Here is a 20447-nt window from a genome sequence, read left to right on the forward strand (position 1 = left end):
GGTCATTCTCCCGGAACCGCCGCGCGATTCTGCGCGGATATGGATATGCCGCCCTCCATCACGCGCAGCGCCATGAGTGCTGCGGCGAGATAAAGAAGCGCTTCGAATGTGAAAACGGCCCCAAAGGCCGAAGCATCATCGGTGACAAGCCGCGCCAGATCGGCAAGACCGGCACCGACCAGACCGCCAAAGCCCGCGGCGATCGCCTGCGCCGCACCCCAAAGACCCATCCGGGTCCCTTCGCGGGCATTGCGACCTTCACCCGCCAGCGCCATCATCGATCCGATGGCCGCGACGGCGAACATGCCGTTGAAAAATCCAAGCCCGATCACGGCCGGCAACAAGGGCGCGCCCGGGCCTATCTGGCCCAAGGCGGAAATGCCCAAAAGTGCTGCCGCCGATCCGATGCAGCCGATCACCACCCAAGCCCTGAGCGTCAACAGTCGTAGCGCCGTGCCCGCAACACCGACCACCACCATGCCAAGGAACACGCCGCCATTCTGGGCGCCAGAAAGCGTGGTCGATTGGCCGGGGGTAAAGCCGAATACAAGGCCGGCATAGGGCTCAAGGATCAATTCCTGCATGAAATAGGCGGTCATGCTGAGGAAGACGAAAAGGGTGAACATGCGCGCCTTGGGCTCGGCCCAGACCTCGCGCAGACCCTCCAGAAAGGGGGCGCTTTCAGCCTCGGGCTGGGCGGTGACGCGGGCCTCGATCCCGCGCACTGCGATGCAGGTGAGCACGAAGGCCCCAAGGGTGACGACGCCCACCACCTCCATCAGACGCAGGGGCGTGTAGGGGTCAAGGAACTGGCCCGAGACACCCGCCGTCATGGCGATTCCGAAGATCATCATCAGCCATGTGATCGTCGCCGCCGCCGGCCTGCGGCGCGGTGCGGTCGATGTCGCAAGCAGCGCCAATAGCGAAGTGCCCGATGCGCCGACCCCAAGGCCGATCGCCGCATAGGCAAGGATCGAGACGATCAGGCCCAATGCCGCCTGCGTTTCCATCACGATGACGCCGTAAGCTGCCGATAGCCCGCCCAACGCCAGAATCGCCATGCCACCGATGATCCAGCGCGTGCGCCGACCACCGGTATCGGATTTGTAGCCCCATTGGGGCCGCGTGATCTGGATGCCGTAATGCAGCGCCACCAAAGCGCCGGGCAAAACTGCGGGAAGGGCCAGTTCCACGACCATCAGCCGGTTCAGGGTCGAGGTTATCAATACCACGATGGCCCCAAGCGCCATTTGCACAAGACCAAGGCGCATGATCTGAAGCCACGAAAGCGTCATGGCCAAGCCTCCAGCGTGCGCACGGCAAATGCCGTCACCATCATGCCCGCGACGTAAAGCGTGACGCCCACGCCGTTATACCAAGGCGCGCGGCCCTTGGGGTCGCGCAAAAGCACCTGCATCGCATAGGCTTGCGCGATCAGCGAAACGGCAATGGCCATTCCGTGAAGCGGGCGATCCCAGACGAAGAAAAGCAGCGCGAAGACGATCACCTGCGGCACCGCCATGACGATGCAAGCCAGTTTCGCCGCGCGTTCGGGGCCAAGCGTCACGGGCAGGGAATTCACGCCCATCTGGCGGTCGCCCTCAAGCGCCTTGAAATCGTTGAGCGTCATGATCCCATGCGCGCCGATGCCGTAAAGCAAGGCGACGATGATCACCGGCCAGCTTGGCGCGCCCATCGACAAAACGGCCGCCCCGGTGAACCAAGGCAGCGTTTCGTAGGACAGCCCCACCAGCCCCGGCCCCCACCAGCCCGACCGCTTCAGCCGGACGGGTTCCGCTGAATAGGCCCAAGCCGCTGCGATGGCGAGCAGTGTGGCGGCAAAGCCCCAAGGTCCGAGCGCCAGCCCGATAAACGCCGCCGCGGCAGACATGATCAGCGCGATCCACAAGCCCCAGCGCCCCGGAATGCGCCCCGAGGGGATCGGGCGGTGAGGCTCGTTGATCGCATCGACATGGCGGTCGCACCAGTCATTCGCCGCCTGGCTCATCCCGCAGACGATGGGGCCGGCCAGGATGACCCCAAGGATCACCGCCAGCCAATGCCCCGATGGCGCAACCCCGGCCGAGACCGCACCGCACAGATAGGCCCACATCGGCGGAAACCATGTGATGGGTTTCAGCAATGTCAGCACCGCCCGGGTTTCGGGCAGGCGGCGGTCAACAGAGGCAGGGGTGAGGTCGGTCGTTACACTCATGAGTGTAAACATAACCTGACAGTTTACGAGTCGGCAAGTGTAAACAGGTCTTTACGCATGCCAAAACCCCGGCGCGCGGGCGAATAGAGATTGGCGCTCAGGAGAAGTATTTCAGCTATCGGTGCTGCGGTCAGAGCGGCTCAACAAGCCGTATTTGCGCAGCTTGACGTAAAGCGATTGCCGCGAGAGGCCCAGCATCTCGGCGGCGGCCACACGGTTGTTGTCGGTCAACTCGACCGCCGTTTCGATACACATCTTCTCGACGACATCGGTGGTGGCTGCCACGATATCCTTGAGGGGTGCAGACCCCACCAAATCCATCACATTGCGCATCGCGTCGTCGGACATCGTGCCGGGGCCCGGCATGACCGCTGCGCTTGGCTCGCGCACAACTTCCATCCGCGAAGTGTCGCGGATAACGAAAGCGAACCCTGTCGCGCCAGCGGCACTCAGATGCGTCGCCGACATTTCGACCGAAAGCTGAGAGCCGTAAGCACCTTCGAGCCGTGTCGCGTACATCCGCATCTTGCCGGAACGCGCGGCATTGTCGGTCAAGACCTTCAGATCGACGCTGGCGCGTGCAAGAAACTCCGCCAAGGAGCGCCCGCGCACATCGGCAAGCGAGCCTGCATCGGTCAGGTTCAAAAACGCATCATTGGCGGAACGGATCGTACCATGGGCATCTGTGATGACGATGGCATCGGGGCCTTCGCGGTAAAGCTGCGCCAAGGTATTCGACAACTCGACCGCAACGGTTTCATGCGACTTGGCCGACTCGATCCGGCACAGCAGCGATTTGTCACCCGCCGCGCGGAAGACGATCGGATGCAGCGAGACATCGATCTTGCCGCGCCGCGTGGTCGCGGTGATCGGGCCACCCGTTCCGTCGCCGGATGCTACAACCAGCCCTTCGATGAACTCGCCGCGGCGGCGACCGTCGAATTCCTGGGTGAATGCGCTGCCGGTCAGCGTGTCGATCTCGGCGCCGAGCATCTGCGCAGCGGCGGAGTTCAGATCGACGATCCGCCCCGAGGCGACATCGACCAAAACCATCGCATCACGCACCGCCTCCATGATCACGCGGTAGCGTGTTTCATAGTCGCGATGCGTCTCGTAATCTTTTTCCAGCGCAAGCTGTGCCTTGACCAGCCTGTGCTGCAATTCCGCGATGGGGCGCAGGTCGCGGCCCAGCATCAGGATAATATCGGGATTACTGGTCTTGTGCACCGTGTAGCGGATCGGGAATTCCCAATTCGCATTGTCGAAATGGTTCACCTCGATCGCATCGACGGCGGTTTTCTTGCCATCGCGATGCGCCTCAAGCTGCGCTTCGAGTTTGGACAGGCTGTCCTCGGCCATGAACTCGCGGATGTCGCGGTCTTTCCAGTGGTCAAGCCGTCCAAGTGTCGGGTTGAGAGGGTTGACGATGACCGATTTGACGGTCCCCTCGGTGTCGAGGACCAAGGCAAGGTCAGCCGCCGTCGTGACGATCTCATTGAACTGCTCCGGCCCGATGGTCGGTGCCGACGGCTGATCCCAGAAATCCGATCCGCGCGTGTTCATACGATCCATATCCCTAACGCCGATCCATCGATAGGTCGGCCATGCCTTCCAATTCTTGCGACGGCGCATCAGGCACCAGCGCATTCAACCCACATCGCCGCAGTACAGAGACGGCATCGCGCGCGGTATGATCCGCACCACTGAGCGCAAGCACATCATACCCTTTGTCGAGGATAGATCCCCCGATCACGATCGGGGTGACGCGCGTCACGGTAAGGCGAATTATGTCCACCAATTCTTTTGCCGATGCAAGTGTTCTGCGCCCAGATACGGTCAAACCGACCATGCGATAGCGCTTGCGACGCAGCATTTCTTGGATCTGGCGCGGATGGCTGTCGACCGCGACATCGACCCGATAGCCACGGCGCCTGAGCTGATCGGCCAAGACGAAGGCGCCGAGTGTATGATGCTCGCCGCGCGGAATGACCAGCAAGATCATCGGCGCATCGACATGGGCCGCATTGCGCCCCGCATCATGCCAGCCCAAGCCGCGCACCGTTTCTTGCAGCCGCGCCGCACCGATCGTCACATCGGCAAAGCTGATCTCATCAGCGAACCAACGCTCGCCCATCTGCTGCGCGACGGCGGGCACGATATGATCGATGATCTCGGTCGCCCTGATGCCATCTTGGCGCAAGCGCATCAGCATCTCGTGGCGGCGCTCTTCCTCGGGAGAGATGAAGGCATCGCAAAGCTGCGCCAGCCGCAGTTTCAACCCATCCGAACGACCCGGCCTGTCGGCGGCAAGAACGGCGATTGCGCGCTGGGCGAGGCGCGCAATTTCGGCGGCTTCGATGGCCTGTCGGCCCGCCGCTTTGCTGTGCCGTTCGTCATTCATCTGATTTCACCGATTGCGCCACCGCCCAAATCTTTTCGTCAGCATCGACGTCGGTCGGGGGCAAGTTGGCCTTGGTCTAGTGTCGCGCATTCATCCTATTCTGTCAAAGTAAATTGACACGCACCAGCTTTCAAGGCGCAAGCCCGCCGAGCAGGGTGAATCTTTTCTCAGAAAATCCCCGTTTTTCTTACCTTTTTCAGCTTCTCCCGCGGGGTAAATGCGTCGCCACGTCAGACAGTTAATGTGTAAGTTTTAATTGACACTCTACCCCGCCGGAGGCTAACTTTTCCATATCGTCCAAAGGAATCGAACATCGAATGCCGACCGAAACACTGACATCGGTACCGTCACGCCAGCTTTACACCTCAGAGGAACGGGCCCGGCGAGACAGCACGGTTTGGACGACCGTGCAGGGTGTTCTGGCGCCGCTGCAATTCGTGGTTTTTCTTGTTTCCTTGGGCTTGGTGCTGCGTTTCATGATGACGGGCGCGGGTTATGAGGCGGCGACGTTTTCGATCATCGCAAAGACGATCGTGCTTCTGACGATCATGGTCACAGGCGCGATCTGGGAGAAGGTGGTCTTTGGCCAATACCTCTTTGCCGAGGCCTTCTTCTGGGAGGATGTGGTCAGCTTCCTCGTGATCGCGCTGCATCTTGGCTATGTCTGGGCGCTGATCGCGGGTTGGTCGCATGCCGACCAGATGTGGATCGCGCTTGCGGCCTACACCGCCTATGTCGTCAACGCCGCCCAGTTCATCTGGAAGCTGCGCATGGCGCGGCTGGATGCGGGGGCGCGCGCATGAACCGCCCAGCCAATATCCCCGCCGCCACCTGTCGCGATGCGCCCATCCTGAAAGAGCGTGGCCAGCGCGAGGTGTTTTGCGGACTGACCGGCATCATCTGGCTGCACCGCAAGATGCAAGATGCCTTCTTCCTCGTCGTCGGCTCGCGCACCTGCGCGCATCTGCTGCAATCGGCCGCCGGTGTGATGATCTTCGCCGAACCCCGCTTCGGCACCGCGATCTTGGAAGAAACCGATCTGGCGGGGCTTGCCGATGCCAATGACGAGCTTGACCGCGAGGTCGGTCGTCTTTTGTCGCGCCGTCCTGATATCAAGCAGCTGTTCCTCGTCGGCTCTTGCCCTTCGGAAGTCATCAAGCTCGACCTCGCCCGCGCGGCTGAGCGTCTGACGCAAATCCACGCGCCCCATGTGCGTGTGCTGAACTATTCCGGCAGTGGCATTGAGACGACCTTCACCCAAGGTGAGGATGCTTGTCTCGCTTCCATGGTTCCCGTCCTCCCCGGGACGGAAGCGCGCGAGCTTTTGCTTGTGGGTGCGCTGCCGGATGTTGTCGAAGATCAGGCCGTCGGCCTCTTGACGAAAATGGGTATCGGGCCAATCCGGGTTTTGCCCGCGCCGCGCACATCGGATGCGCCGGGTGTTGGCCCGAACACGGTCTTCGCCTGCCTTCAGCCCTTCCTCGGCGATACCGCCGCCGCATTGGAGCGGCGTGGTGCGCGAATGATCCAAGCGCCCTTTCCCTTCGGCGAAGAGGGCACGACACTTTGGCTGCGCGCCATCGCGGATGAATTCGGTGTCGACGACGCCAATTTCGAGGCCGTCACCGCCGCACCGCGCGCCCGCGCGCGGACGGCCATCGCCAATGCCTCCGAACATCTGCGCGGCAAGTCGGTCTTCTTCATGCCCGACAGCCAGTTGGAAATCCCGCTAGCGCGCTTCCTGACCCGCGAATGCGGGATGGAGGCGATCGAGATCGGCCAGCCTTTCATTCACAAGGGCCTTGTCGGCCCCGATATGGATCTTATCCCGGCGGGCCCCACCGTTTCCGAGGGCCAAGATGTCGATAAACAACTCGACCGCGTCCGCGCCGCGCGGCCCGACCTGACGGTTTGCGGCCTTGGCCTCGCCAATCCCCTGGAGGCCGAGGGGCTCACGACCAAATGGGCCATCGAACTGGTGTTCACGCCCGTCCACTTCTACGATCAGGCGGGCGATCTGGCGGGCCTCTTCAGCCGCCCGCTCCGCCGCCGCGCCCTCCTGAAACTGGAGGCTGCGGAATGACCCGTCATCTTCTCTGTTTCAAAAATATCCCGGGGGTCCGGGGGCCGCGCCCCCGGAAGCAGTTATGAAGCTGACCGTCTGGACATATGAGGGCCCGCCCCATGTCGGCGCGATGCGCGTCGCCACGGCGATGAAAGGGCTGCACTACGTTCTGCACGCCCCGCAGGGCGATACCTATGCCGATCTTTTGTTCACCATGATCGAGCGGCGTGGCCACCGCCCGCCGGTCAGCTACACCACTTTCGAGGGCCGTGATCTGGGCGAGGATACGGCGGGCCTTTTCAAGCGCGCCTGTCAGGATGCTTTTGACCGCTTTCAGCCCCAAGCGCTGATTGTCGGTGCCTCTTGCACTGCCGAGTTGATCCAAGATGATCCGGGCGGTCTGGCCGAGACGATGAACCTTCCTGTGCCGGTCATCGCGCTGGAATTGCCAAGCTATCAGCGCAAGGAAAACTTCGGCACGGATGAGACATTCTATCAGCTTGTGAAGGCGCTGGCGCAGCCCGTCGAGAAAACCCCCGAGATCACCGCGAACCTGATCGGCCCACTTGCGCTGGGCTTTCGGCATCGTGACGATATCGAAGAGATCAAGGGCCTGCTCTATGACATGGGCATCGGCATAAATGTCGTGGCCCCCTTCGATGCTACCCCTCATGATCTGACCCGCCTCGGGGCGGCGCATATCAACATCCTGATGTATCCCGAACATGCGGAAACGGCTGCCCGCCATATGGAGCGGGTGCTTGGCATTCCCTATACGAAAACCGTGCCCATTGGCGTCGGCGCGACCCATGATTTCGTGGCCGAAGTGGCCCGGATCTGCGGTGTCGCGCCGAAAAAGGACCTCTCGCGCCTGCGCCAGCCCTGGTGGTCGAAATCGGTCGACAGCACCTACTTGACGGGCAAGCGCGTCTTCATCTTCGGCGATGCGACCCATGTGCAGACCGCCGCCCGCATCGCGCGCGACGAGATGGGGTTCGAGGTGGTCGGGATCGGCTGTTACAACCGCGAATTCGCCCGGCCCATCCGTCAGCTTGCCAAGGATTTCGGCCTCGAGGCACTGATCAGCGATGATTACCTCGAGGTTGAAAAAGCCATCGAGGACGCCGCGCCCGAGATGATCCTCGGCACCCAGATGGAGCGTCATATCGGCAAGCGCTTGGGCATCCCCTGCGCCGTGATCTCGGCCCCCGTCCATGTTCAGGATTTCCCCGCCCGCTATTCCCCCCAGATGGGCTGGGAAGGCGCGAACGTGATCTTCGACACGTGGATTCATCCGCTGGTGATGGGGCTGGAGGAGCATCTGCTCGCGATGTTCCGCGAGGATTTCGAGTTTCACGACGAAGCCGGTGCCAGCCACCACGGCGGGCATTCGCCGAAACCGGTGGAGGGGGGCCAGCCCCCCGCTGCTGCGCAGCCCCCCCGGAGTATTTCGGAAGCAAAGATGGACGAAGAGGCCGCAGCGCAGACGGGTACCGATGTCATGGTCTGGCTGGCCGATGCCGAGCGAGAGCTGAAGAAGATCCCCTTTTTCGTGCGGGGCAAGGCGCGGCGCAATACCGAGAAATTCGCAGCCGAACGCGGCGTGACGGAAATCAGCGTCGATACGCTTTACGAGGCCAAGGCCCATTATGCGCGGTGATGGCGATCATATCCCCGGCTACCGGGTCGTGATCGTCACGCTCGATAGCCATGCGGCTGGTCCAGCGGCGCGGGTTTCAGAGCGGCTAGCAGGTGAGTTTCCGGGCCTGAATGTCAGCGTTCATGCCGCGGCCGAATGGGCCGAAAACCCGCTCGCGCTGGAAGAGGCGCGGCTTGCTGTGCGCCATGGTGATATCATCGTGGCGAACCTGTTGTTCATCGAAGAGCATATCACCGCGATCTTGCCCGAATTGCAGGCGCGGCGCGACGCCTGCGACGCGATGATCGGGGTGATTTCCGCGCGCGAGGTCGTTCAGCTGACGCGCATGGGCGAGTTGGACATGATGAAGCCCGCAACCGGGCCGATGAAATTGCTCAAGAAACTGCGCGGATCAAAAGAACCTTCGGCCAATTCCGGCGAAAAGCAGATGAAGCTTTTGCGCCGCCTGCCCAAGATCCTGAAATTCATTCCCGGCAAGGCGCAGGATCTGCGGGCGTGGTTCTTGACCATGCAGTATTGGCTGGGTGGGTCCGACGACAATGTCGAGCAGATGATCCGTTTCCTGATCGGCAGCTATGCCAGCGACCGCGCTTTCAAGGGTGCGCGTGCGGCGGCCCCGATCGATTACCCCGAAGTGGGCTTGTATCACCCCGATCTGCCCGGTCATCGGATCACCACCAACCCCGCCGATCTGCCGCAGCCCGCGAACCCGGTCGCGACCGTGGGCTTGATGATGATGCGCAGCTATGTGCTTGCTTCGGACACGGCGCATTATGATGGCGTGATCCGTCAGATGCAGGCCGCCGGTCTGGCCGTTCTGCCCGCCTTTGCCGGTGGGCTGGATGGGCGGCCCGCGATCGAGGCGTATTTCGAAGGCGGCAAAATCGACGCGCTGGTATCGCTCACCGGGTTCAGCCTGATCGGCGGTCCGGCCTATAACGATAGCGCGGCGGCGGTGGCGGTTCTGAAGGATCTGGACCTGCCCTATATCGCGGCGCATGCGCTGGAGTTTCAGACGCTCGGCCAATGGGCCTCTTGTGCGGGTGGGCTTGGGCCGGTCGAGACCACGATGTTGGTCGCGCTTCCCGAGATCGATGGGGCCACCAACCCGACCGTGTTTGGCGGGCGGCATGGGCTTGATGGCTGTCAGGGCTGTGCGCTGATGTGCCAAAGCCAATCGGCGACCAAGGCGATGGCGCCGTGCCCCGAGCGGATCATCAGCCTTGTCGAGAAAACAAAGCGCCTTGCCCTGCTCAGGCGCAAGCGCAACGCCGAGAAGAAGGTGGCCATCGTCTTGTTCGGTTTCCCGCCCAATGCGGGGGCGATCGGCACGGCGGCCTATTTGAGTGTCTTTGAAAGCCTTTTTAACACGCTGACACGGATGCGGGCCGATGGCTACGCGGTCGAGGTTCCCACCTCGGTCGATGAATTGCGTGAGGCGGTCCTGAAGGGCAATGCCAAGCAATATGGGCAAGAGGCCAATGTCGCCGACCATGTCGATGCCGACACGATGGTGCGCAATACACCAACGCTGAATGAGATCGAAGCGGTTTGGGGCCCCGCACCCGGTAAAATCCAGTCCGATGGGCGCGGTGTGTTCATCCTTGGCCAGCAATTCGGCAATGTCTTCGTCGGTGTGCAGCCGACCTTTGGCTATGAGGGCGACCCGATGCGCCTGTTGTTCGAGCATGGCTTTGCCCCGACCCATGCCTTTGCCCAGTTCTACCTGTGGCTGCGCAACACATACCGCGCCGATGTGCTTTTGCATTTCGGCATGCATGGCGCGCTGGAATTCATGCCGGGCAAACAGGCGGGTCTGGGCGCGCGCGATTGGCCCGACCGGCTGATCGGCGAGATGCCGAATGTCTATCTTTATGCCTCCAACAACCCGTCCGAGGCGACGCTGGCCAAGCGGCGGTCCAATGCCGTGACGATCACGCATCTGACCCCGCCCTTGGCTGCCGCCGGGCTGTACAAGGGGCTATCGGAACTCAAGGACAGCCTGACACGCTGGCGCGCGCTGGCCCCCGACGCGCATGAGCGTAACGATCTGGCCGCGCTGATCGCCACCCAGGCCGAGGCGGTCGATCTGACCGAGCGGAACCCGGATCGGCTGTGGCTGACGCTGCTGGAAACCGAGGACGCACTGATCACCGACGGGCTGCATGTGGTGGGCCGCCCGATGGCTGAGGCGGAGTTGCAAGAGCATCTGCGCGTCATGGCGGAAACCGATCCTGATACGCGGGTTCGGATCGAAAATCTGTTGCGCCAGGAGACGGAACTGGGCGGGCTGATGCGCGCGCTGTCGGCGCGCTATATCGAACCTGTGCCGGGTGGTGATCTGATCCGTTCGCCCGAGGTGCTGCCCACGGGGCGTAACATCCATGCCTTCGATCCGTTCCGCATGCCGACGGCTTTCGCCCTGCAAGATGGGGCCAAACAGGCGCAGCGGCTGATCGAGGCAGCGGGCGAGTTTCCGCGCTCGGTTGCGCTGGTGTTGTGGGGGTCGGACAATATCAAATCCGATGGTGGCCCGATCGCGCAGGCCTTGGCCCTGATGGGAACAAAGCCGCGTTTTGACGGTTATGGGCGGCTCTGCGGTGCCGATCTGATCCCGCTGGCCGAATTGGGCCGCCCGCGGATCGATGTGGTCATGACGCTGTCGGGAATTTTCCGCGACCTCTTGCCGTTGCAGACCCGAATGCTGGCCGAAGCCGCCTATAAGGCCGCCATCGCCGATGAGCCGCCCGAGATGAATTTCGTGCGCGCCCATGCATTGGATTACGCGGCCAAGATGGGCGTCGCCATGGAAGAGGCCAGCTTGCGCGTCTTTTCCAATGCCGAGGGTGCCTATGGCTCGAACGTCAACCAGCTGGTTGATAGCGGCGCTTGGGGCGAAGAGGACGAGCTGGCCGATGCCTATCAGGCGCGGAAATCCTTTGCCTATGGCATGGATGGCAAGGCGCACAAGAATGCCGGTTTGTTGCAGGCGGCGTTGAAGGATGTCGATCTGGCCTATCAGAACCTTGAATCGGTCGAGTTGGGTGTCACCACGGTCGATCATTACTTCGATACGCTGGGCGGCATTTCGCGCGCCGTGAAACGCGCCAAGGGCGGGCAAGAGGCCCCGGTTTTCATCGGCGATCAGACGCGTGGCGCGGGCAAGGTGCGCACGCTGAAAGATCAGGTCGCGCTGGAAACCCGGTCACGCAGCTTGAACCCGAAATGGTTCGAGGGGCTGCTCAAGCATGGCCATGAGGGCGTGCGCATGATCGAGGCACAGGTGACCAATACGCTGGGCTGGTCGGCCACCACGGGTCAGGTCGAACCTTGGGTCTATCAACGCCTGTCCGAGACATTCGTGCTGGACGAAGAGATGCGCCGCCGGATGGCGGCGCTGAACCCACAGGCCTCGGTCCGGATGGCCAATCGCCTGATCGAGGCGTTCGAACGGAATTACTGGCAACCCGATGAGGCCACTTTGGCCGCACTTCAGGCTGGCGCTGATGAGCTGGAAGACACGCTTGAGGGGCTGACCCCAGGCATGGCCGCGGAATAGGAAGGACGACACCGATGTTGGACGAAAAATCACCCCCCGCCGCCCGCGCCGCGATGCGCGAGGCCGCAGGTCTGGCCAAGCGCGATCTCGGCGCACCCCCTGTTTTGCGCAAGGGCGAGGATGGTGAGGGATCGCTGCAAGTGCATCTCGACCCCGATATGAAGATCGAAGGCGCGCAGGTATTCGCCGTTTACGGAAAGGGCGGGATCGGTAAATCCACGACCTCTTCCAACCTGTCGGCGGCGTTCTCCAAGCTGGGTAAAAAGGTGCTTCAGATCGGCTGCGACCCCAAGCATGACAGCACCTTCACCCTGACCGGCCATTTGCAGCCGACGGTGATCGACATTCTCAAGGATGTGGATTTCCACGCCGAGGAGCTTCGCCCCGAGGATTTCGTGACCACGGGCTATAATGGCGTGATGTGCATCGAGGCGGGTGGCCCGCCTGCCGGCACCGGCTGTGGCGGTTATGTCGTTGGCCAGACCGTGAAGCTGCTCAAGCAGCATCACCTGCTGGAAGATACCGATGTCGTGATCTTCGATGTGTTGGGCGATGTGGTGTGTGGCGGCTTTGCCGCGCCGCTGCAACATGCCGACCGCGCCGTGATCGTGACGGCAAATGATTTCGACAGTATCTACGCGATGAACCGCATCATCGCCGCCGTGCAGGCCAAATCGAAGAACTACAACGTGCGGCTCGCGGGCTGCATCGCCAACCGTTCCAAGGCCACGGATGAGGTTGATCGCTACTGCGCCGAGGTTGGTTTCAACCGCATCGCACATATGCCCGATGTGGATGCGATCCGCCGCTCGCGGCTGAAGAAAAAGACCCTGTTCGAAATGCCCGATGAAGAAGACATCGTGCAATGCCGCGCCGAATATATCCGGCTGGCCGAGACCCTGTGGGCCGGAACAGAGCCGCTTTCGCCCTCGCCGCTGGAAGATCGGCACATCTTTGAATTGCTCGGGTTCGATTGATGGTCGCAACGCCGACATATGGCGCGACGCGCGACCGGGTCGAAGAGTATTTCGACCGCACCGCGACCCGCACATGGGAGCGGCTGACCTCTGACGCGCCCGTGTCTGGTATTCGCCAGACCGTGCGCGAAGGGCGCGACCGGATGCGTGCGATCATGTTGGCGCAATTGCCCGGCGATCTGACCGGCAAGCGTGTACTCGATGCGGGCTGCGGCACGGGTGCGATGACCGAGGAATTGGCCCGTCGCGGGGCGGATGTGGTCGCCATCGACATCTCGCCCGCGCTGGTCGAGATCGCGGCCAAGCGCCTGCCCGAAGGCCTGGCCCCGCGCGTCACCTTCACCTCGGGCGATATGCTGGCCGAGGGCTTGGGTGCGTTCGATCATGTCATGGCGATGGACAGCATGATCTACTACACCGCCCCCGACCTTGGCCGCGCCTTGGCCCATCTTTGCCCCCGCGTCCAGGACGGCATCGTCTTTACCGTCGCCCCCCGCACCGCTTTCCTGATGGCCTTTTGGAGCTTGGGAAAGCTGTTCCCACGTTCTGACCGCTCGCCCGTGATGATCCCGCATGATCCGCGCAAGCTGGCACAAGAAGCGGCTCGAAACGGCGCGTCAGGCTCGATCAAGGAAATCGAACGGGTCGCCCGTGGTTTCTACATATCGACATGCTTGGAGTACCGGGCATGAGCGTACTCAAGCGCATATCGATCCGGTATCTGCCTTTCGCGGATGCGGCGTCCGACGATTTCCCGCTCGGGCAGTTGTTGCGCTTGTCGTTGTTTCAGGTCTCGGTCGGCATGGCGATGGTCTTGCTCTTGGGTACGCTGAACCGGGTGATGATCGTCGAATTGAAGGTCTCGGCCTTCCTTGTTGCGGCCATGGTCGCGCTGCCGGTGCTGATCGCCCCGTTCCGCGCGCTGTTGGGCTTCAAATCCGACACCTACAAATCCGCCATCGGCTGGAAGCGTATTCCCTATCTGTGGTTTGGCACGCTGTGGCAGTTCGGTGGCCTTGCGATCATGCCCGCAGCCCTGTTGGTGTTGGGCGGTGATGTCACGCAGGTGCGCTATGACATCCCCTTTGCCGGTGAGGCGCTTGCGGCGCTGGCGTTCTTGATGACTGGTCTTGGCATGCATATGACCCAGACCGCGGGTCTGGCCTTGGCCGCCGACCGTGCCACCGACGAGACGCGCCCGCGTGTCGTTGCCCTGCTTTATGTGATGCTGCTGTTGGGGATGGCGGTGTCTTCCTTGGTCATCGGCTATTTGCTGCGGGAATTCACGGCGCTGGAACTGATCGGCGTCGTCCAGGGCGCCGCGGTCGTCACGCTGCTGCTCAATGTCATTGCGCTGTGGAAGCAAGAGCGCGTCCGCCCGATGAGCCGTGCCGAGCGTGCGCAGCCAGGCCCGAGTTTCCGCGATGCATGGGCCGATTACGCCGCGGGCGGCACCGCCGGGCGGCTATTGCTCGTGGTGTTTCTGGGCACCATGGCCTTCAACATGCAAGATGTGTTGCTCGAACCTTATGGCGGCGAGATCTTGGGTCTGAGCGTGTCGTCGACGACGCTTTTGACCGCAAGCTGGGCGATAGGTGCGCTGGTGGGCTTTGCCTTGGCCGCGAAATGGCTGGCCGAGGGGATGAACCCCTACCGCATGGGCGCGCGCGGTATTCTGGCGGGGCTTGCAGCTTTTTCCGCCGTGATTTTCGCCAACCCCATGGGCTCGCCCGAGATGTTTTTCACCGGCGCATGCCTGATCGGTTTCGGGGGTGGGCTGTTCGCTGTCTCGACCCTGACCGCTGCCATGACCATGCCTGCCGGAAAAGCCGGCCGTGGCCTTGCGCTGGGAGCTTGGGGGGCTGCGCAAGCGACGGCTGCGGGCCTGTCCACCGCCATCGGCGGGGGCTTGCGCGACGTTGTGAACACGGCGGCGACCCAAGGCCATTTGGGTGTCGCGCTCAACGATGCGAGTACCGGTTACTCAGTCGTCTATCACCTCGAGATTTTTCTACTTTTCGTCACGCTTGTGGCCCTTGGGCCGCTTGTTCGTACTGCAACGACCAACAGGAACGGGGGGACCGGGAAGTTCGGACTCGCCGACCTTCCCACCTGAGACCGCCGAACCCGAGAGGATCTAACAATGGAAGCTACATTCTTCGGCAATTTCGATCTTGCCAGCCTGTCTATCTGGCTGTTTTGGATCTTTTTCGCCCTGCTGATCTATTATCTGCAGACCGAGAACATGCGCGAGGGCTATCCGCTGGAAAACGAGGACGGCACCGCCGCTCCGAACCAGGGCCCCTTCCCCGTCCCCAACGCCAAGACCTTCAAGCTGATGCATGGGCGCGGCGAAGTCACCGTGCCCTCGGCCGAGAATGAGGACGCGCATCGCCGCACCGATCTTGCGATGGAGCGGTCAAGCTTCGGCACCAGCAATGGCTACCCCTATGACCCTGTCGGCGATGCGATGCTGGCGGGCGTTGGTTCGGGCGCTTGGACGCCGCGCCGCGATGTGCCGGAACTCGACGGTCACGGCCATGCCAAGATCGTGCCGATGGGCCAGACCGAAACCTTCCGCGTCTCGGCCGGGCGCGATCCGCGCGGCATGCCGGTTGTGGCCGGTGACGGCGCTGTGGTCGGGGCGATCAGCGATATGTGGGTCGACGCGCCCGAACAGCTGATCCGCTATCTCGAGATCGAGCTTGATGGCGATCATGGCGGTGGCAAGCGGCTTGTGCCGATGACCTTCTGCCGGATCTGGGGCGGCAAGGTGAAGATCAATTCGATCTACGGCAAGCATTTCGCGGCTGTGCCTGTCACAAAATCCGGCACGCAGATCACCTTGCTCGAGGAAGAAAAGATCTCCGCCTACTACGGCGGCGGCATCCTCTACGCTTCTCAGGATCGTCTGGACCCGCTCCTGTGACCAAAAGCCGGCGCGCGCTTCAGACCCGCGCGCCGGACCACGACCGACGAAGGAGAAACGACCGATGTCTCATGATCACGACGATTTCGCTACCGAACCTGTCCGCGGCCTTCCCGAGGAATTGCCGTTAGGTGAAGAGATTTTGTGGCAAGGCCAGCCAAGCTGGTGGCAACTTGCGCGCGAAAGCCTGAATTTCTGGTGGGTGGCTGGATATTTTACCTTTTTGTTCGCATGGCGCACCATCGGCGGGGCCGCGACAGAAAGCTGGGCCGACAGCGCCACGGCGGCGTCCTTCTTCCTTGTGTTGGGGCTGATCGTTTGCGCGATTCTGGCACTGGTCGCGCTGATGCAGGCCAAGGCGACGGTTTACACCATTACCAACAAGCGCGTCGCGATGCGCATCGGTGCGGCGCTGACCATGACGCTGAACCTGCCCTTCAAGAAGATCGCCAATGCCGATCTCGGCGTACGCAAGAACGGCACCGGCACAATCGCGCTGGAGTTGATGGAGGATGACGGCGCGCGGCTGTCCTACATCCTGACATGGCCGCATGTGCGCCCATGGAAGATGAAACAGACCCAGCCCGCGCTGCGTTGCATCCCCGATGTCCGCAAGGTCGCCGCGATCTTGGCCGAAGCGGCGGAAACCGCTGTGTCCGAACCTGTCATCGAACGCGCGCCGGCCCATCAGCCGGTCGCGGCGGAGTAAGCGCAATGGCCTATACCCGTAGCTACAACAAGCATGAGCAAAAGCTGGTCGAACGCGACAAGGAGATGGTGCCAACCATCCTTGTGCGCGCGATGTTCGTTCTTTGCATCTGTGTTTTGATCATCGTCGCCTATGCGCGGCTGACCGATCGCCCGCTCGAGGCGATGCCGCCATCCGAGGCCGAGGTGCCACCTGTGGCCGAGCGGATGATCCGGATTTTCGGACAGATGGACGGCTCCGCCCGCGTGCTGGACGTCAACGGCTCCCTGATCGTCGATCTGGGGCCGACAGAAGGCGGCTTTGTCGCCGGAATCTATCGCGTGCTGGAGCGCGAGCGGGGGGCCGTCGGCCTTTCCGCATCGGAGCCTATCCGGTTGGTGCGTTTTTCAGACGGACGCATCGGGCTTCGTGACGAGCTGACCGATTTCCGGGCCGAGCTTTTCGGCTTTGGGGCGGACAACGAGCGGGTGTTCGCCCGCATGCTGGAGGAATGACCAATGGGATGGCTCACAAGAGATTTTGAAACAGCACCTTGCGAAGTGGAGGTCAGCCACCGCTTCGACAGCTTGCATGCACATGTGAAATTTCTGAACGGGGCGGTAATCAACCCCGGTGACGAGGTGCAGGTGCAGGGCCCGCCGGTGATGGCGCCTTATGGCGAGGTGATCCGCGAACAGCGCATCGCCCGGATCACGCGCGCCAGCAAACTCGAACAGATCTGGACCCGGATGACCGGCGATTTCGAATTCATGGAGCTGTGCGAGTTTTCGTTTAGCGAGGAGGTTTCGCTATGAAAGACATGACCCATTCCGCCGACGCCACCACCGTCGAAGAGGCGCTGGCCGCCGACAACCATCAAGGCATCGTCGATAGCGAGGGTGCGACGGCGCTCGCGATGCAGAACACGCTTTTGACGCCACGCTTTTACACCACCGATTTCGACGAGATGGACGCCATCGATGTCAGCCCGGTTCGCAAGGACTGGGACCTGTTGATCGACCAGATGAAAAGCGACCCGAACAGGGGGCATTTCAAGAAGAACGAAGATTGGGATCATGTCGATTGGGACGGGATGGAGCCCAAGCTCAAGGCCGAGTTCATCGATTTTCTAGTCTCGTCCTGCACCGCCGAGTTTTCGGGCTGTGTGCTGTACAAGGAGATGAAGCGGCGCGGCAACAACGAGGATATCGTGACGCTGTTCCAGCTTATGGCGCGCGACGAGGCGCGGCATGCGGGCTTTATCAACGATGCGCTGCGCGAGGCGGGCATTGCCGTGAACCTCGGGTTTCTCACGCAAAAGAAGAAATACACCTATTTCCGGCCCAAATTCATCTACTACGCCACCTACCTGTCGGAAAAGATCGGCTACGCCCGCTACATCACCATCTATCGCCATCTCGAGGCGAACCCCGAGTTGCGCTTCCACCCGATCTTCAAGTGGTTCAAGGAGTGGTGCAACGACGAGTTCAGCCATGGCGAGGCTTTTGCCCTGCTGATGAAGACCGATCCGAAGCTGACCCAAAGCTTCAGCAACAAGCTTTGGATCAAGTTCTTCCTCACGGCGGTCTATTCCACCATGTATGTGCGCGATCACCAGCGCCCGGCGTTTCACGCGGCCCTTGGCGTCGACCCGGATTGGTACGCCCATGAGGTGTTCACCAAGACATCCGAGATCTCGAAACAGGTGTTCCCGATCACGCTCGATATCGATCACCCGCGTTGGCAGAAGGGCTTGGTCGCGATGCAGCGCGCCAATGCTGATCTGGCAATGGCGAAAAAGTCGGGCAATTGGGTCAAGCGCATCGGTGCCACCGCGCGCGCGGCCACCGCCTTTGTCAGCCTGTTGACCATCCCTGCGGTCAAGCATCGCGTTCCGGCCTCGACCCGGTTGGAGCCCGCGTATTGATGTTAGCCTCGCCTTGGATCGCGGCCCTTGTGGCCCTCTTTCTCTGGTGGTTCGCCACCGGGGCGATCCTTATGGCTGTGCGGCGCGCGGATCGTGAAGGGGCGAAGGCGCGGCTTTGGGCTGTGCTTTGGAACCTGCCGTTTTTGCTTTTGGGCGGCTTTGGCTTTCTCGACACGCTGGGCAATGACAGCGTAGCGGGGGTCTATGTCGGCTTCTTGTCCGCGTTGGCGCTTTGGGGCTGGATCGAACTGGCCTTTCTGACCGGGGTGATCACCGGGCCGGTGCGCCACCCGCTCAAGGATGGTGTGCGGGAATGGGAACGCTTCATCCGTGCATGGGGCACCATCGCCTATCATGAAATGCTTTTGGCCTTCACGCTTCTGGGCATGATCTTGGCCAGCTACGGCGCCGAAAACAAGTTCGGCATGTGGACCTTCGCGGTGCTGTTCGCCGCGCGCGTCTCGGCCAAGCTCAACCTCTTTCTCGGGGTCCGCAAGATCAATGTGGAGTTCCTCCCCGAGCATCTGAACCACCTGCCCAGCCATTTCCGCATCGCGCGGATGAACTGGCTGTTCCCGATCTCGATCACCGCGCTCAGTTTCGCGGTGGCCTGTTTTCTGGAGCGGATCTGGGCGGTCGAAACGCAGGCTGACATCGTCGGCTTTGCCCTATTGAGCGCGCTTACCGCGCTCGCCCTGCTGGAGCATTGGTTCATGGTGCTTCCGCTTCCTGACGAAAAACTTTGGCGCTGGATGCTTGCAGAGCGGACGGTGCCGAACCAAGCCATCAAGACAAGCGAGGATGCCCGATGAACTTTGACAAGCTGTTCCAATCCCAGCTCGATCAACTCAAGCAGGAGGGCAATTATCGCGTTTTTGCCGAACTTCAGCGTAAATGCGGGGCGTTTCCCCGCGTCAAGAACCACTCCCACGGTCAAGACGAGGTCACCGTGTGGTGTTCCAATGACTATCTGGGCATGGGCCAGCACCCTGCGGTGATCGGCGCCATGGTCGAGACCGTGCAGGAATGCGGCACCGGGGCGGGGGGGACGCGCAACATTTCGGGCAATGCGTGGCACCACAAGCAGCTCGAGGCCGAGTTGGCCGATCTGCATGGCAAGGAAGCGGCGCTGTTGTTCACCTCGGGCTATGTCTCGAACTGGGCGGCGCTTTCGACGCTTGGGTCGCGCTTGCCCAATGCGGTGATCTTGTCGGATGAGTTGAACCACGCCTCGATGATCGAGGGCATCCGCCATGCGCGCTGCCAAAAGGTCATCTGGAAGCACAACGACCCCGCCGATCTGGACCGCAAGTTGGCGGCGCTGCCTGCCAATGCGACCAAGATCGTCGCTTTTGAATCCGTCTATTCGATGGATGGCGATATTGCCCCGATCAAGGAAATCCTCGATGTCTGCGAGCGTCACGGCGCGATGTCCTATATCGACGAGGTGCATGCCGTGGGCATGTATGGTCCGCGCGGCGGCGGTGTCGCCGAACGCGAAGGGCTGATGGACCGGATCACGCTGATCGAGGGAACGCTGGGCAAGGCCTATGGCGTCGTCGGCGGTTATGTCACCGGTAGTAACGCGCTGGTCGATTTCATCCGAAGCTTTGCCAGCGGCTTCATCTTCACCACCGCATTGCCGCCTGCCGTGGCCGCCGCCGCCACCGCGTCGATCCGGCATCTCAAGCAAAGCTCTTATGAGCGCGACATGCAAAAGCGGCAGGTCGCACGCCTGCGCGCGCGTCTGGACGCCGAGGGTATCCCGCACGAGATGAATGACAGCCACATCATCCCCGTGATGGTGAAAGACCCGGTCAAATGCCGGATGCTGTCGGACATCTTGATGGACCAGTTCGGCATCTATGTGCAGCCGATCAACTACCCCACCGTGCCCAAGGGAACCGAGCGCTTGCGCTTTACCCCCGGCCCGCTGCACAGCGACGAAGATATCGAATATCTTGTCTTGGCGCTCAAGACCTTGTGGAAACAATGCGCCATCGCCCACGCAGTCGCATGATTTTGA

The 20447-nt window shown here is 61.8% G+C and carries 18 protein-coding genes; 14 read left to right on the forward strand and 4 right to left on the reverse strand.

The window, feature by feature from the left end; genetic code table 11:
• Positions 1-2: 2 nt before the first annotated feature.
• The 4 genes from ACTG4J_RS01780 to ACTG4J_RS01795 form a co-directional block, all read right to left on the reverse strand.
• Positions 3-1295 (reverse strand): BCD family MFS transporter, encoded by a 1293-nt coding sequence (locus tag ACTG4J_RS01780; RefSeq protein ID WP_439136776.1) that lies wholly within the window; start codon positions 1293-1295, stop codon positions 3-5.
• The gene (chlG, locus tag ACTG4J_RS01785; RefSeq protein ID WP_439136777.1) at positions 1292-2215 is read right to left on the reverse strand and encodes a chlorophyll synthase ChlG; all 924 of its coding nucleotides are present in this window, start codon (positions 2213-2215) and stop codon (positions 1292-1294) included. Before chlG ends, ACTG4J_RS01780 begins: the two co-directional genes overlap by 4 nt.
• Before the next feature lie 111 nt (positions 2216-2326).
• Positions 2327-3778: a transcriptional regulator PpsR gene (ppsR, locus tag ACTG4J_RS01790; protein WP_439136778.1), complete on the reverse strand. Its 1452-nt coding sequence runs from the start codon at positions 3776-3778 to the stop codon at positions 2327-2329.
• A 13-nt stretch (positions 3779-3791) separates the two neighbouring features.
• Positions 3792-4616, reverse strand: a complete 825-nt coding sequence (locus ACTG4J_RS01795; protein ID WP_439136779.1) for a cobalamin B12-binding domain-containing protein — start codon at positions 4614-4616, stop codon at positions 3792-3794.
• Between the two features lie 317 nt (positions 4617-4933).
• Between ACTG4J_RS01795 and bchF the strand changes: the two genes are divergently transcribed.
• The 14 genes from bchF (at position 4934) to hemA (ending at position 20441) form a co-directional block, all read left to right on the forward strand.
• Positions 4934-5419 (forward strand): 2-vinyl bacteriochlorophyllide hydratase, encoded by a 486-nt coding sequence (gene bchF / locus ACTG4J_RS01800; protein ID WP_439136780.1) that lies wholly within the window; start codon positions 4934-4936, stop codon positions 5417-5419.
• Complete coding sequence (locus ACTG4J_RS01805) at positions 5416-6699, forward strand: ferredoxin:protochlorophyllide reductase (ATP-dependent) subunit N (protein ID WP_439136781.1); 1284 nt, start codon at positions 5416-5418, stop codon at positions 6697-6699. The genes bchF and ACTG4J_RS01805 overlap by 4 nt, the downstream gene beginning before the upstream one ends.
• Positions 6700-6763: 64 nt before the next feature.
• On the forward strand, positions 6764-8341 hold the full coding sequence (bchB, locus tag ACTG4J_RS01810) for a ferredoxin:protochlorophyllide reductase (ATP-dependent) subunit B (protein WP_439136782.1): 1578 nt from the start codon (positions 6764-6766) through the stop codon (positions 8339-8341).
• Positions 8331-11900, forward strand: coding sequence for a magnesium chelatase subunit H (locus ACTG4J_RS01815; protein ID WP_439136783.1), 3570 nt, complete (start codon positions 8331-8333; stop codon positions 11898-11900). The genes bchB and ACTG4J_RS01815 overlap by 11 nt, the downstream gene beginning before the upstream one ends.
• 53 nt (positions 11901-11953) lie before the next feature.
• A complete protein-coding gene (bchL, locus tag ACTG4J_RS01820; RefSeq protein ID WP_439136840.1) occupies positions 11954-12877 on the forward strand; it encodes a ferredoxin:protochlorophyllide reductase (ATP-dependent) iron-sulfur ATP-binding protein in 924 nt (307 codons plus the stop codon).
• Complete coding sequence (bchM, locus tag ACTG4J_RS01825) at positions 12877-13569, forward strand: magnesium protoporphyrin IX methyltransferase (protein ID WP_439136841.1); 693 nt, start codon at positions 12877-12879, stop codon at positions 13567-13569. The genes bchL and bchM overlap by 1 nt, the downstream gene beginning before the upstream one ends.
• Positions 13566-14993, forward strand: coding sequence for a PucC family protein (locus ACTG4J_RS01830; RefSeq protein WP_439136784.1), 1428 nt, complete (start codon positions 13566-13568; stop codon positions 14991-14993). The genes bchM and ACTG4J_RS01830 overlap by 4 nt, the downstream gene beginning before the upstream one ends.
• 27 nt (positions 14994-15020) lie before the next feature.
• Positions 15021-15806 carry a photosynthetic reaction center subunit H gene (gene puhA / locus ACTG4J_RS01835; RefSeq protein WP_439136785.1) on the forward strand — a complete coding sequence of 262 codons (786 nt, stop codon included), beginning with the start codon at positions 15021-15023 and terminating at the stop codon, positions 15804-15806.
• A 64-nt stretch (positions 15807-15870) separates the two neighbouring features.
• A complete protein-coding gene (gene puhB, locus ACTG4J_RS01840) occupies positions 15871-16515 on the forward strand; it encodes a photosynthetic complex putative assembly protein PuhB (protein WP_439136786.1) in 645 nt (214 codons plus the stop codon).
• Positions 16516-16520: 5 nt separating this feature from the next.
• Positions 16521-17009 carry a photosynthetic complex assembly protein PuhC gene (gene puhC / locus ACTG4J_RS01845; RefSeq protein ID WP_439136787.1) on the forward strand — a complete coding sequence of 163 codons (489 nt, stop codon included), beginning with the start codon at positions 16521-16523 and terminating at the stop codon, positions 17007-17009.
• Between the two features lie 3 nt (positions 17010-17012).
• Positions 17013-17309, forward strand: coding sequence for a hypothetical protein (locus tag ACTG4J_RS01850; RefSeq protein ID WP_439136788.1), 297 nt, complete (start codon positions 17013-17015; stop codon positions 17307-17309).
• A complete protein-coding gene (gene acsF, locus ACTG4J_RS01855) occupies positions 17306-18421 on the forward strand; it encodes a magnesium-protoporphyrin IX monomethyl ester (oxidative) cyclase (protein WP_439136789.1) in 1116 nt (371 codons plus the stop codon). The genes ACTG4J_RS01850 and acsF overlap by 4 nt, the downstream gene beginning before the upstream one ends.
• Positions 18421-19233 carry a putative photosynthetic complex assembly protein PuhE gene (puhE, locus tag ACTG4J_RS01860; RefSeq protein WP_439136790.1) on the forward strand — a complete coding sequence of 271 codons (813 nt, stop codon included), beginning with the start codon at positions 18421-18423 and terminating at the stop codon, positions 19231-19233. The genes acsF and puhE overlap by 1 nt, the downstream gene beginning before the upstream one ends.
• Entirely contained in the window at positions 19230-20441 is a 1212-nt protein-coding gene (hemA, locus tag ACTG4J_RS01865) for a 5-aminolevulinate synthase (RefSeq protein ID WP_439136791.1), read from the forward strand. The genes puhE and hemA overlap by 4 nt, the downstream gene beginning before the upstream one ends.
• Positions 20442-20447 lie beyond the last annotated feature (6 nt).

Origin of the sequence: Roseicyclus sp., assembly GCF_965662675.1 — a bacterium.
GTDB lineage: Bacteria > Pseudomonadota > Alphaproteobacteria > Rhodobacterales > Rhodobacteraceae > Roseicyclus.